12 protein-coding genes are annotated in these 13,634 nt (G+C 66.4%); 5 read left to right on the plus strand and 7 right to left on the minus strand.

All coding sequences use genetic code 11. From position 1 onward, the window contains the following. Positions 1-59: 59 nt before the first annotated feature. Genes H3H51_RS09650 through H3H51_RS09665 form a run of 4 tightly spaced genes read right to left on the minus strand, consistent with a single transcriptional unit; the run spans position 60 to position 4,395 of the window. Entirely contained in the window at positions 60-671 is a 612-nt protein-coding gene (locus H3H51_RS09650; protein WP_183088839.1) for a hypothetical protein, read from the minus strand. 3 nt (positions 672-674) lie between these two features. After that, the gene (locus H3H51_RS09655; protein WP_183088840.1) at positions 675-2,138 is read right to left on the minus strand and encodes an aspartate aminotransferase family protein; all 1,464 of its coding nucleotides are present in this window, start codon (positions 2,136-2,138) and stop codon (positions 675-677) included. A 27-nt stretch (positions 2,139-2,165) separates the two neighbouring features. Then, positions 2,166-2,795, minus strand: a complete 630-nt coding sequence (locus H3H51_RS09660; RefSeq protein ID WP_183088841.1) for a class II aldolase/adducin family protein — start codon at positions 2,793-2,795, stop codon at positions 2,166-2,168. Positions 2,796-2,805: 10 nt separating this feature from the next. Then, a complete protein-coding gene (locus tag H3H51_RS09665) occupies positions 2,806-4,395 on the minus strand; it encodes a xylulokinase (protein ID WP_183088842.1) in 1,590 nt (529 codons plus the stop codon). Between the two features lie 86 nt (positions 4,396-4,481). On the opposite strand from H3H51_RS09665, the gene H3H51_RS09670 reads away from it, so the two are divergent. From H3H51_RS09670 to H3H51_RS09690, 5 genes are all read left to right on the plus strand, one after another. Then, complete coding sequence (locus H3H51_RS09670; RefSeq protein WP_183088843.1) at positions 4,482-5,150, plus strand: TetR/AcrR family transcriptional regulator; 669 nt, start codon at positions 4,482-4,484, stop codon at positions 5,148-5,150. Between the two features lie 142 nt (positions 5,151-5,292). Continuing rightward, a complete protein-coding gene (locus H3H51_RS09675) occupies positions 5,293-7,113 on the plus strand; it encodes a DUF1302 domain-containing protein (RefSeq protein WP_183088844.1) in 1,821 nt (606 codons plus the stop codon). Positions 7,114-7,127: 14 nt separating this feature from the next. Next, positions 7,128-8,492, plus strand: coding sequence for a DUF1329 domain-containing protein (locus tag H3H51_RS09680; protein ID WP_183088845.1), 1,365 nt, complete (start codon positions 7,128-7,130; stop codon positions 8,490-8,492). A gap of 484 nt (positions 8,493-8,976) precedes the next feature. After that, entirely contained in the window at positions 8,977-9,861 is an 885-nt protein-coding gene (locus H3H51_RS09685) for a sugar nucleotide-binding protein (RefSeq protein WP_183089337.1), read from the plus strand. 6 nt (positions 9,862-9,867) lie between these two features. Beyond that, on the plus strand, positions 9,868-10,800 hold the full coding sequence (locus H3H51_RS09690) for an NAD-dependent epimerase/dehydratase family protein (protein ID WP_183088846.1): 933 nt from the start codon (positions 9,868-9,870) through the stop codon (positions 10,798-10,800). A gap of 229 nt (positions 10,801-11,029) precedes the next feature. Here the strand turns inward: H3H51_RS09690 and H3H51_RS09695 are convergent, their stop codons facing one another. The 3 genes from H3H51_RS09695 to H3H51_RS09705 form a co-directional block, all read right to left on the minus strand. Continuing rightward, positions 11,030-11,716: an OmpW/AlkL family protein gene (locus H3H51_RS09695; RefSeq protein ID WP_183088847.1), complete on the minus strand. Its 687-nt coding sequence runs from the start codon at positions 11,714-11,716 to the stop codon at positions 11,030-11,032. Between the two features lie 135 nt (positions 11,717-11,851). Further along, complete coding sequence (locus tag H3H51_RS09700) at positions 11,852-12,364, minus strand: DUF3299 domain-containing protein (RefSeq protein WP_183088848.1); 513 nt, start codon at positions 12,362-12,364, stop codon at positions 11,852-11,854. Between the two features lie 7 nt (positions 12,365-12,371). Next, positions 12,372-13,634, minus strand: a complete 1,263-nt coding sequence (locus H3H51_RS09705) for an ABC transporter permease (protein WP_183088849.1) — start codon at positions 13,632-13,634, stop codon at positions 12,372-12,374.

Below are 13,634 nucleotides of genomic sequence, written 5' to 3' on the forward strand. Positions count from 1 at the left end.
TTTACCGATCCACCGAGCGGGGCCATCGGTGGATGAATAGAGCGTCATCCACCCTACGGTCAGTAAGCCCCCAACTCGGCAGATGCTTGCCCGGCGGCGTGCTGGGTGGCGGCGTTGGCCTGGTCCTTGAGCAGGCGACGGCCGGCGATCAGGCGTACCCACCACGGCACCTGCTTGACCCGGCCGCCACCGAGGCGCGCCAGCACGTAGGCCATGGCGCACTTCTCGAACAGTTCGGCATTGAACAGCATGCGGTTGCGCGTGACGCCGACGGCCAGCAGGCGACCGTCGACCAGCCCGGCGTTGCCGCCAGCGACGAGCACGGCGGGCAGTTGCCCGGCAACCGCCGGCGCCCAGGAGCGGCCGATATGCCGCGCCTGCTCGTCGAATACCGACGGCATGGCTTCACCCAGTTCGCCCAGTTGCAGGCTCCAGCGCGGGCTCAGGGTCGCCACCGCGCCGGCATCGCCACGCAGCCGGTAGACCTGCGCGTGCAGGGCGGCCAGGCCGGTTTCGGCCTTGCTCAGTTCGACTTCACGCGGCGCCTCGCCCGCCAGCAGCAGGAGCATGCGCCCGGTGCCCGGCAGCAGCAGCGACAGGCTGTCGCCCGCATCATTGAGAAAGCCCTTGGCGCTCATCCGCGCGCCGGCCTGCAGCAGTTCGTCGTGCATGGCTCAGACCAGGCCGAAGACATCGTCGAAGCGATTGAGCGCTTCGTCGATGATCTCGTCGGTGTCGGCGGCGCTGGTGTACATGCGGCTGCCGGCCAGGGTCACCAGGCCGTGGGCCATGTAGGCGGCGCCCATCTCTTCCATCATGTGTTTGCGCGGGTTGACCTCGCGCAGCAGCTGGATCGGGTTGCGTACGTTGAGCAGCAGCACGCCGGAGGTTTGCAGGTGCACCACCGAGCCCTGGTTGTAGACCACGTAGGGCAGGCCGCGACGCTCGATGATCTGCGCCAGGCCGGCGGTCAGGCGGTCACCGGCACGACCGGCGACGAAGGGCGCGTTGCGCTTCTCCATCTCGATCAGGCTGTAGTAGCCGGCCACGCAGGACAGCGGGTTGGCGGTCAGGGTGCCGCCGACGAAGGCGCGCTTGGTCTGCTTGCCGCCGATGCCGCCGGCCAGCAGCATCATCACCTCGCGCCGGCCGCCGATGCCACCGGCCATCGGGTAGCCGCCGGTCAGGCACTTGCCGAAGATGGTCAGGTCCGGCAGCACGCCGAAGTAGCCCTGGGCGCCGCCCATGCCGACGCGGAAGCCGCTGACCACTTCGTCGAAGATCAGCAGCGCGCCGAACTCGTCGCACAGCTTGCGCAGGTTGGCGTTGAAGTCCTTGCGCGCCGGGCGGGTGCCGCTTTCCGGGCCGAGCGGCTCGACGATGATCGCCGCGGTGCCGCCACGCAGGCGGTTGAGTTGCAGGCGCCGACGAATCGCCGCGAGGTCGTTGGGGAAGCTTTCCTGGGTGTGGCTGGTGGCGCCGCGCGGGATGCCCACGGCCTCACGCCGGCCAGTGCCGGGAATGCGCATGCCGTACACCAGCTGGTCGCTCCAGCCGTGGTAGGCGCCGCCGATCTTGATCACCCATTTCTTGCCGGTGTAGGCGCGGGCCAGGCGGATGGCGCCCATCACCGACTCGGTGCCGGAGGCGAGCATGCGGAACATCTCGACCGACGGCACATGGCGGCACACCAGTTCGGCCAGCTTGAATTCGTACTCGTGCAGCAGGCCGGTGACCGGGCCGCAGTCGCGCAGGGTCTCGATGACCTTTTCCTGCACCACCGGGTCGTTGCTGCCAAGCAGGGTCGGCCCGCCGGCCTGGAGGAAGTCGATGTAGCGGTTGCCGTCGACGTCTTGCAGATGCGCGCCTTCCGCCTTGCTCATCGCCAGGGCGAAGGGGTAGTTGAACGCCAGGTTGTGCTGCACGCCGCCGGGGATCACCGTCGCGGCCTGTTCGGCGAGGCGCTTGGAGGCCTGGCACTGGTTGTTGAAGTAGCCGAGGACCTTGTCCATGTTTTCCCGGCGGATCGGCCGGATCGGCTGCTTGATCAGCGCCTTGAGGCGTGTGTCGATGGCGTCGGTGTCCGGCCAGTGGGAGATGCCGGAGGTTTGCGGGTCAGGCTGAGTGGAGGCGTTCATCGCGGGTTCTCTTCTAATAATTCGGGACTAGGCATTCAGCGCAGCCAGGGCATGCTGGAACTGGCGGTTATCGGGCTGGGCGGCGAGGGCGCGCTGGAACCAGCGCACGGCTTCCTGCTCGAGCAGGCTTACCACGCGGCAGGCGTCGTCGAGGGTGGTGCCGAGGCACACCGCGCCGTGGTTGCGCATCAGGTAGGCATTCAGGTCGAAGCGCACGCGCTTGCCGACATTGCTGGCCAGCCAGCTGGTGCCGGAGGGGGCGTAGGCGCACACCGGCACGTCGCCGCCGATCAGTCGGCGCGCTTCGTCATCGGCGATCGGCAATGGCCGGTCGAGCAGGGTGAAGGCGCTGGCCACCGGCTGGTGGGTGTGCACGCTGGCCCAGCAGTCCGGGCGGGCCTTGAACATGCAGGCGTGCAGGCCGCTTTCCACTGAAGGCTTGCCGTTACCGGTGAGCTGTTGCAGATCGCTCAGGCGCAGCACGCAGATGTCTTCCGCGGCCATGGCGTAGTAGTCGCTGGCCGAGGGGGTGACGGCGAAGTGCTCGGCGTCGATGCGCAGCGCCAGGTTGCCGCCGACGCCGGCGAGGAAACCCTGGTCGGCCAGCGCCACGGCGGTACGCACCACGGCCTCGCAGGCTTGCTGTTCGATACTCATGTTGTGTGGCTCATGGCTTGGCTCCGTGAAGGCTGGCGTAGAACGGTGCCAGCGCCTTGTGCGCGGCGCGGAAAGTGGCGTAGCTGTCGGTGTAGCGCTGGCGGTTGCCGGCGCTCGGTTCGAAGCTGCGGCGTACGGCAACGCGTTGGGGAATGTCGGCAAATCCCATGGCGCCGATACCGACGCCGGCGAGGAAGGCTGCGCCCCGGGCATTGGCCTGGATCGGCTGCTCTGGCTGGTGCACGGTGATGCCCAGCACGTCGGCGAAGATCTGGCTCCACACGTCGGACTGGCCACCGCCGCCAACCAGGGTGATTTCCTGCGCCGCCTGACCGAGGAAGCCTTCGACCGCTTCCATCATCCAGCGCGTGTTCAGCGCCACGCCTTCGAGGAAGGCCCGCACCATGTCTTCGCGGGCGTGCTCCAGGCTCAGGTTGAGCAGGCCGGCGCGCAGGTTGGCGTCGTCCACCGGGCTGCGCTCGCCCATCAGCCAGGGCAGGTAGAGCAGGCCACGGGAGCCGGCCGGCACGCCGGCGGCGATTTCGTCGAGGATGCGGTAGACGTCCGGGCCGGCTTCGTCCTGCAGCAGGGCGTCCTTGGCGAACAGGATGCGGTCGCGCAGGAAGCTCAGGTTGGCGCCGGCGGCCGACTGCATGACCATCATCAGGTAGCGGTCGGGCAGGGCGCAGGGCACGGCGGCGATCTGCTTGAATACGTCGGTTTTCTTCTTCGCCACATGGGCGCCGATCCACGACGAGGTGCCGACGTAGAGGTGTAGGGCGTTATCCGCCACGGCGCCGGAACCGAGGGCCGAGGCGGTGTTGTCCACTGCGCCGGCCACCACCGGCACGCCGCTGGGCAGGCCCAGGCGTTCGGCCACGGCCGGGCGCAGCGGGCCGAGCACGTCGCTGCAGCGCACCAGTTCCGGCAGTTGTTCGCGCTGCAGCCCGGCCAGGCGCAGCAGGCCATCGTCGTAGCGGATATTGGCCGGGTCGCGGTTGTCGGTGACCCAGGTGGTCAGCGCCGAATCCACGGTGGCGACCGTGCGCCCGGTCAGGCGCAGGTTCATGAAGTCGAGGACGTTGAGGAACTTGGCGGTGCGCGCGTAAAGCTCGGGCATCGCTTCGCGGATGAAGGCGATATGGCCGAACGGGTCCTTGCCGGACAGCGCCGGGGCGCCGCCGGTCAGGCGCAGCCAGCGCCACAGTTTCAGCGGGTCGTAGCCGGCCACGCGTGGCAGGCGACCGCCGACCTGGCGCTGCACGGCGGCCTGGCCGCGCATGTCCATGTACAGCAGGGCACGGGCCAGCGGATTGCCGTCGTGGTCCACCGGCAGGGTGGCTTCGCCCTGGCAGGAGCACGCCACGGCGACTACCTTGGCGGATGCGCCGGCGTTGCTGTGCAGCACGTCGCGGGCGCTGTCCTCGAAGGCCTGCCACCAGTCTTCCGGGCACTGCTCGACCCCGGCGCCCGGCAGCACATGGCTGGTCACGGCGCGGAAGGCGAATGCACGTACCCGGCCGTCCAGGCCGACCAGGGCGGTCTTGCAGCCGGAGCTGCCAAGGTCCACCGCCAGTACCAAGCGTTCGTCGTGACTCACTGTTTTCGCCTCTTTGCCATCAGCCTCTTCCCATTTTGCGAGAGTCGCGCTAAAACATAAGCATTGCTCATGTTTTCGAGAATGCTGTGGCCAACAAAACTTTGTCAAGCACCCCGCCAACACCACGAGTGCGCCGCGAGCCGAAACAGGAACGCAGCCAGGTGCGCTTCGAGGCGATCCTCAAGGTCGCCCTGGAGCTGATTGCGGCGCGGGGCTACGAAGCCGTGTCGATGCGTGAGATCGCCCGCGAGGCGAGCCTGCCCATCGCCTCGTTGTACCTGTATTTCCCGACCAAGCTGGCGATCGTCCAGGAAGTCTGGCAGCGCTACACCAGTAGCGTCGGCGAGCGTTTGCAGGCCGACCTGGCGCAGATCAGCGGCGCGCCGGACAGCGCGACAGCGGGAGCGATGATCGAGCGGCTGATCGACCTGATGGTCGACATCCAGAGTAGCCATCCCGGTTTCGTTGAGGTCTGGGGCTGCGTGGTCGCTTCGCCCGAACTGCGTGCGCTGAACAGCGCCGACACCCTGGCCACCACCGAGCTGGTCGCCCGCGCCATTTGCGCCGCCCAGCCGGCGGCTGATCCGGAACAGGTGCGCGGCCTGGCGCTGCTGCTCTGCGAGGCCGGCAGCTCGGTGACCAAGCTGGCGTTGTCGCTGCCCGAGCCGGAGCGCTCGCGCACCCTGTTGCAGCTCAAGCGCACTTTGCAATTCGTCTACGCCAACAGCCTCGAGGCCTTTGCTCGGCAGGCGTAGTGAGTGCCGCGCGGTGGGACGCGCAGCGAAAGTAAGAAATTGTGTCAGGGGCCCTTTCGGCACCGCTTTTTGTCCGGATCGGCCCCACGGAGGGTTTCGCAAGTCAGCTAGTTTCGCCTCACAACCGCTAGGGGATAGCAGCATGTCGCATAACAACGATAAAGCCGGGCTACCGGCAAAGCATGCATTGGCGTTGGCCGTGGGAATTTTGGGCGCACAGCAGGTCCAGGCTTTCCAGATCGACACCGGGCCGAATCTGACCACCTCGCTGGAGAGCGTGGCCGAGTACACCTCGGTGTACCGCACCACCGCGCCGGAGCATATCCAGAGCGGCGGCAGTAACGTTTTCATCAACAACAACGATGGCAGCGAGTACTACGACCGCGGCTTCGTCTCTAACGAGTTCAAGCTGACCTCCGAGCTGCATGTGCGTACTGAACAGGACGGCCTGTTCGTGCGCGGCACGGCCTGGTACGACACCCAGTTGATGGACCACGACCCTAGCGGCGACGGTTTCGACACCCACAACACCGACAGTGACGAGCGCTTCCCCTCCGATCTGGAAAACCGCGCCGGGCACCGCTCGCGCCTGCTCGACGCCTACCTCTACACCAACCGCTACATCGGCGAGCGGCCGGTCAGCGTGCGGCTGGGACGCCAGGTGATCAACTGGGGCGAGGGCATCTTCTATGCCGACGGCCTCAACGTGATCAACCCGGTGGACATCGGCCGTGTGGTGCTGCCCAACGCCAGCTTCAAGGATGCCCTGCTGCCGACCAACATGGTCTCCGGGCAGTTCGGCCTGACCGACCAGCTCAACATCGAAGGCTTCTACGGCCTGGAGTGGAAGGGCCACGAGCTGATCCCTACCGGCGCTTTCCTGAACAACCAGGATTACTTCGGCAAGGGCAGCAACGGTGTGCTGGTCGACCTGCGCAACGAGCTGGGCGGCCTGGCCGATCTGGTGCCGGGACTGAACGGCGAGAATGGCGTGGTCGCCGGTGCGCGCTATGGCAAGGAGCACGATGCCCGTGACGACGGCCAGTTCGGCGTGGCCATGCGTTACCTGGCCGAGGACTGGAACAACACCGAGTTCAGCCTCTACTACCTCAACTACCACAGCAAGGTGCCGTTCCTCCAGGTACAGAAAGGCCAGTCCTTTGCCTGCAGCGGCGGTACGGGCGGGCGCTTCAGCGACTTGTGCGGCTTGGCTCAGGCGTTCGATCCGGCCTCGGTGCCGCTGGTCGACGGCCTGGCCCTGCTCGACAGCACTTACTACGACTTCATCTACCCCGAGGACATCCGCCTGTTCGGCCTGAGTGCGTCCGGCACTCTCGGTGACACCAGCCTGGCGGGCGAGTTGACCTACCGGCCCAACGCGCCGATCGAACCGGCGATGACCTACGAGCTGGAGCAGATGGCCGAAGGCGCACTCGGCGGCGGCGGGGCCAGTGGCGGCAGCATCGATCTGGGCGAGTTCGGCGACGGCTCGGCCAACGACCCGCGCCGCGGTATCGACCTGTACAAGCGCCACGAGCTGTATACCGGCTCGGTCTCGGCGATCCACACCTTCGGCCCGACGGCCGGCCTGGATGACGTGATGGTGCTGGCCGAGGCGGCGTTCAACCATGTGCCGGGCAGCCTGCTCGACACGGTCAACTACGCCTACCTGGATTCCTTCGCCTGGGGCTACACGCTGAACCTCTCCGGCCTGTATCAGGACGTGCGGCCGAATATCGACCTGATGCCGGCCATCACCTTCCGCCAGGACGTCTCCGGCACCTCGCCGGCGCTCAACGAGAACTTCATCCAGGGGCGCAAGTCCGCCACCCTCGAACTGGGCGCCAAGTACGGCCAGAAGCTGGGCGGCAAGCTGAGTTACACCTCGTTCTGGGGCGCGCGCAAAGACAACGCGCTGATCGACCGCGACCACGTCGCCCTCAACGTTTCCTACTCCTTCTGACCGCAGGAACCACCATGATCAGAACAGTTTCGCGTGCCAGTTTCGTCCTGCTCTCGCTGGGTCTGCTGCTGCCGTTGGCGGCCCAGGCCAAGGTCAGCGCCGAGCAGGCGGCCCAACTCAACAGCACACTCACGCCCTTCGGTGCCGAACGCAAAGGCGATGCCGCCCATGGCATTCCCGAGTGGACCGGCGGGATGACCCAAGCCCCGGCCGGCTACGGCGGCCCCGGCAGCTTCCATGTCGACCCCTATGCTGGCGAGAAGCCGCTGCGGGTGATCGATGCGCAGAACATGCAGGCCGATGCCGCCTACCTCAGCGAAGGGGTCAAGGCGCTGCTGAAGACCTATCCGCAGACCTTCAAGGTGCCGGTCTACACCAGCCACCGTAGTTTTGCGGCGCCGCAGGACATCTACCAGAACACCTTCGTCAACGCGCAGAAGGCCGAGCTGGACGGCGCTGGCTACGGCCTGGTGAATGCCTATGCGGGGATTCCGTTCCCGATTCCGGCCGATGGCCGCCAGGCGATCTGGAACCACATTGCCCGCTGGCAGGGCCGCTACATCGACGAAGTGGCGGTGACCGCGCAGGTCACCCCGAGCGGCAGCTATTCGATACTGCGCGAGCATATCCAGCTGCTGTCCAACTACTACAACCCGAAGAAGGACGCCGGCAGCCTCGACAACATCATTTACTACTTCGGCAGCGAACTGCTGCCGCCGTCGCGTGATGTCGGCCGAGCGCTGCTGGTGCAGGAAACCATTGACCAGGTTGCCGCGCCGCGTTCGGCGTGGATTTACAACCCTGGCCAGCGCCGCGTGCGCCGTGCGCCGACGCTGGCCTACGACACGCCGATCGATGGCATCTACGCCGACGACACCGACATGTACAACGGCGCCACCGACCGCTACGACTGGAAGCTGGTGGGCAAGCAGGAACTGCTGGTGCCGTACCACAACTACGCCATGGAAAAACCGGGGCTGAAGGTCGATGAACTGGTCAAGCCAGGCCACCTCAACAGCGACCTGACACGCTGGGAAATGCACCGCGTGTGGGTGATTGAAGCCACACTGCGTGCAGGCCAGCGCCACGTGCACGCCAAGCGCCGCTTCTACCTCGACGAGGACAGCTGGTACGCCCTGATGGTGGAAAACTACGACGCCCGTGGCGAGTTGTGGCACGTCAACCTGGCCTTCACCAAGAACGCCTACGAGGTGCCGGTGATCACCCCGGTGAACCTGGTGTTCCACGACCTGATCGCCCGCAGCTACACGGCGATCGGCCTGCGCAACAACGAGAAGGCGCCACGCCAGTTCCTCCTCACCCCGCCGCCGGAAAGCAACTGGACCCCCGCCAGCCTGCGCCGTAAAGGCACGCAGTAACGAGTAGGCGGGCGACCCCTCCAGGTTTAGCCCGCCCAACCCCTGTAGGAGCCAGCTTGCTGGCGATCAGCGGGCCGTGCCAGTCCCCCATGCTTCCCGTTGCCTGGGATCGCCAGCAAGCTGGCTCCTACAGGAAGCGGGTGTGCTCCCGGCGGCTCGGTAGGGGGGCAAGACGGCCCCTCTGGTTTCACCCGCCCCCCTGTAGGAGCCAGCTTGCTGGCGATCAGCGGGTCGTGCCAATCCCCCATGCTTCCCGCTGCTTGGGATCGCCAGCAAGCTGGCTCCTACAGGAAGCGGGTGTGCTCCCGGCAGCTCGGCAGGGGTGGCTCGGCACACACCCAGAGCTCATCTACCCCCTCGAACAGGCGCCCCGGCGCCTGTTCGGCACTTTGCGGGTGACGGCCCCGGGTAAAACCCGCAAAATGCAGGCAGTCTGGCTGCCTGGCAGCCTCTTTTTTTCGTGACTGGAGTAACCCGCACCACCATGCGCATGCGCCTGATGCTGCTGGGCGGCGGCAATGCCTTGGGGCAGGCGCTGATCCGCCTGGGCGCCGAAGACGATATCGGCTTCCTCGCCCCACGCCCGCCCGAGGGTGGCTGGGACGCGTCCAGCCTGACCCTGCTGCTGGACGAAACCCGTCCCGCCGCGCTGATCAACCTCGCCTACTACTTCGACTGGTTCCAGGCGGAAACTGTCGACGAAGCCCGCTTCGCCCAGCAGGAGCGTGCGGTCGAGCGCCTGGCCGAGCTGTGCCAGCACCACAACATCCTGCTGCTGCAGCCCTCCAGCTACCGCGTGTTCGATGGCTCGCGCGCCACCGCGTACAGCGAGAAGGATGAACCGGTGCCCCTCGGCCTGCGTGGCCAGGCCCTGCGCCGTATCGAGCAGTGCGTGCGCGCCACCTGCCCACGGCATGTGCTGCTGCGTTTCGGCTGGCTGCTGGATGACAGTGCCGAGGGCCTGCTCGGGCGCTTCCTGCACCGCGCCGAACTGGGCCAGGAGCTGTTCATGGCCGACGACCGTCGTGGCAACCCGACCCTGGTCGACGACGCGGCGCGGGTGATCCTCGCCGTGCTCAAGCAGCTCGATTGCCAGACCCCGCTGTGGGGCACCTACCATTACGGCGCGCATGAGGCGACCACGCCGCTGGCGCTGGGCCAGGCGATTCTCGGTGATGCGCGGCCGCTGCATCCGTTGCAGGTCCAGGAAGTCAGCGCCCAGGCCCACGCCGCGCGCTCGGATGCCGCCGACGAGCCGCAGCACGCGGTGCTGGCCTGCAAGAAGATCTTCCATACGTTCGGCATCAAGCCGCGCGCCTGGCGAGCAGGTTTGCCGGCGTTGCTCGATCGCTTCTACCGACACAGTTGAGAGCCCATGACTGACTCCCCGATCCTGATCACTGGCGGTGCCGGCTTCATCGGTTCGCACCTGGCCGACGCCCTGCTCGCGGCCGGTTACCGCGTGCGCGTGCTGGATAACCTGTCCACCGGGCGACGCAGCAACCTGGCGCTGGACAATCCACGCCTGGAACTGCTCGAAGGCGATGTCGCCGACGCCGCACTGATGCGTCGTGCAGTGGCCGGGTGCCAGGCTGTCGCGCACCTGGCTGCGGTGGCCTCGGTACAGGCTTCGGTGGACGACCCGGTGAGCACCCACCAGAGCAATTTCATTGGCACGCTGAACCTGTGCGAAGCCATGCGCGAGGCGGGTGTGCGCCGGGTGGTATTCGCCTCCAGCGCGGCCGTCTACGGCAACAACGGCGAAGGTGTTGCGGTGCGCGAGGACACGCCCAAGGCACCGCTCACGCCCTACGCCGCCGACAAGCTGGCCAGCGAGTTTTACCTGGACTTCTACCAGCGCCAGCACGGCCTGGAACCGGCGATCTTCCGCTTCTTCAATATCTTCGGCCCGCGCCAGGATCCATCCTCGCCCTATTCCGGGGTGATCAGCATCTTCACCGAGCGTGCCCAGGCCGGCACGCCGATCAAGGTGTTCGGCGATGGCGAGCAGACCCGCGACTTCTTCTACGTCGCCGATCTGGTGCCGCTGCTGGTGCAGGCGCTGACCAACGCCCAGGTGCAGGGCGGCGCGGTGAACGTCGGGCACAACCAGTCGATCAGCCTCAACCAGTTGCTCGACGCCATTCGGGGTGTACTGGGCAGCCTGCCGCCGGTCAGCCATGGCGAGGCCCGCCCCGGCGATATCCGCCACTCGCGCGCCGACAATGGCCTGCTGCTCGAGCGCTTCCTGATGCCCCCGGCGACCCCGCTGCAAGTCGGCCTGGCCACCCTGCTGGGCCGCGCGTAGGGCGGGTGAAACCCGCGTTGCCGATTCGCGGGTTACGCCAGCGTCGCCCACAAAAAAGCCCCGCACTGCGGGGCTTTTTGCTTCGTATCTAAACGTGAGACTCAGGATTTCTTGAGCTAGAGCCAGACAAGGCGAGATTGGGCGAGGGCGCGGAGTTTACGAGCTGTAAATGAGCAGCCCGAGCCCAATTTCAACGCAGTATGGCCGACGATCAAGAGATCCTAACGGGCTAAAATTTGTAGCCCAGACCAACCATATAGACCCAGGGATCTACGTCCACGTCGACTTCGACTTCACGGCCGCCGTAGTTGGTGGTGCCCTTGGTGTCGATATCGATATAACGCACCTGAGCGTTGAGCATGATGTTGTCGCTGAGCATGTAGTCCATGCCCACCTGGCCGGCCAGGCCCCAGGAGTCGTCCAGATCCAGGCTGCTGAAGCCTTTGTCTTCGGCGGAGCTGCTCAGTTTGGTGTCGTAGAACCAGGTGTAGTTGATGCCCACGCCCGCATAGGGCTGGAAGGCCGCCTTGCTGTCCATCGGGTAGTACAGCACGCTCAGGGTCGGCGGCAGTTGCTTGATCTCGCCGAGCTTGCCATTCAGGCCGGCGAACGCCCCGGGCATGCCCTTGACGCCGACGTTGTGGCTGAACGGGGTGGCGGCCAGCAGCTCAATGCCAATGTGGTCAGTGGCCATGTAGGCGAAGTTCAGGCCCAGCTGGGTGTCGCTGTCGAGGGTGGCCTTGCTGCCTGCCACGTCGGTGTCGAGGGCGCCAACCCAGATATCGCTGCTGCTCTCATGCGGGTCGACGGTGATTGCGCCGGCGCGAACGATGATGTCGCCGGCCTCGAAGGCGTGGGCCATGGGCGCGGCAATGGCCAGCGCGAGAAGGGATACCTTCAGCAGGGACTTGTGCATGGTGTGCTCCATCAAGGTGTAAATGTTTGGCTGAGTTCATTATCAGCAGGCCCGGTGGGGCGCTTATTGACCCAGCTCAATGGCAGGGAGTGTTGCCTGGCAGCGGCGCTGCGTCAATTTGGCACAGCGCGAGGCCTACATCTCGTAGGGATAGATCTTCTCGGCGGCCATCTGGTAGCCGGCGCTGCCCATGTCGCTGGTGCTGGCCTCGACCTTCATCGGCCCCTCGATCCAGAACGGTTGCGACAGCTCGTCCATCATCACCCCCAGCTCGGTGGTGACGTGCACGATCTGGTTCGATGGCGGTGGCGGCACATGGATGCAGGCGCCGAAGTACGGCACGAAGAGGAACTCGGTCACCCGGCCTTCCTCGGTCACGTCGAGCGGCACGATATAGCCCGGCAGCTTGATCTGCTGGCCGTCCAGCCCTTGCACCACTGGCGCTGCCGGCGACGACTGGGTCGCTGCCGGGCCGCTTTCCGCCGCCAGGGCATCGGCCAGTTGCGAGAGGTCGTGCATCGGTGCCTGCTGCGCCGTTTGCGGCGGGGCGTCCGCTGGAATCATCTCGACCCAGGTCAGTGTGCGTGGCTCCGCCGCCCAGAGCGGGGTGGTACAGGACAACAGCAGGGCGAACAGCAAACCACGCATGACTACCTCACAGGCGAATCGACAATCCATCGGCTAGCGACTGCCGATAGGCGCGCCAGGCCGGCACGCTGCCCATCAGCAGGGCGGCGGCCAGGATAGCGCCGAGCAGGCTCCACTCATAGCCGGTCGGTAGCGCCAGCGGCAGGAACAGACCGTACTGCGCCTGCACATAACCCTGGCTGGCAGCGATACCGAGGTAGAGCAGCGCCAGGCCCAGGGCGACGCCCGCCAGGGCCAGGGCCAGGGCTTCCAGCACCAACAGGCCGGCGATATGCCAGGGCCGCGCGCCCACGGAACGGAGGATGGCCATCTCGCGGCGGCGTTCGTTGAGGCTGGTGAGAATGGCGGTGAGCATGCCGATCAGCCCGGTCAGCACGACGAACAGCGAGACCACGAACAGCGCCTGCTCGGCCACGCCCATCAGGCTCCACAGCTCCTGCAGCGCTACGCCGGGAAGGATTGCCTGCAACGGTTCGCCACGGAATTCGTTGACCTGGCGTTGCACCGCGAAGGTGGCGATCTTGCTCTTCAGCCCCAGCAACACGGCGGTGATGGCTTGCGGCTGCAGGTGCATGGCGCGCGCCTGCTCGGCGGAAACCTTACCGGCGCCCTGGGCCGGTACGCCGTTCTGCCAGTCGACGTGCAGCGCCTCCATGCCTTCAAGGGAAATATGCAGGGTGCGGTCCACCGGCGTACCGGTGCGGGCGAGGATGCCGACCACGGTGAAGGGTTTGTCGCCGTGCTGGGTCAGGCTGACAGCGCTGACGCCGTGGGCCAGGACGATCTGGTCACCGAGTTTGTAGTGCAGCGCCTGCGCCACTTCGGCACCGAGCACCACCTCGAACAGCTCGGCGAACGGCTTGCCCTCGGCCAGTTGCAGCGGCTGGGCGCGGCCATAGCGGTAGTGCTCGAAATAACCGGCATCGGTGCCGAGTACCCGGTAGCCACGGTGCGAGTCACCCAGCGACAACGGGATGGCCCACTTAACCTGCGGCTGCCGGGCCAGGGTTTCGAAACTGTCCCAGCGAATGTTGTTGGTGGCGTTGCCGATGCGGAACACCGAATACAGCAGCAGGTTCACCGAGCCCGAACGGGCGCCGACGATCAGGTCGGTGCCACTGATGGTGCTGGCGAAACTGGCGCGGGCTTCGCTGCGCACCCGCTCGACGGCGAGCAGCAGGCACACCGACAGGGCGATGGCGAACACCGTGAGCAGGGCGGTGAAGCGGCGGTTGTTGAGGCTGGCCAGGGCGATCCGTAGCAGGTGCAT

The organism is Aquipseudomonas ullengensis (assembly GCF_014174475.1).
In the GTDB taxonomy this organism is placed as follows: domain Bacteria; phylum Pseudomonadota; class Gammaproteobacteria; order Pseudomonadales; family Pseudomonadaceae; genus Aquipseudomonas; species Aquipseudomonas ullengensis.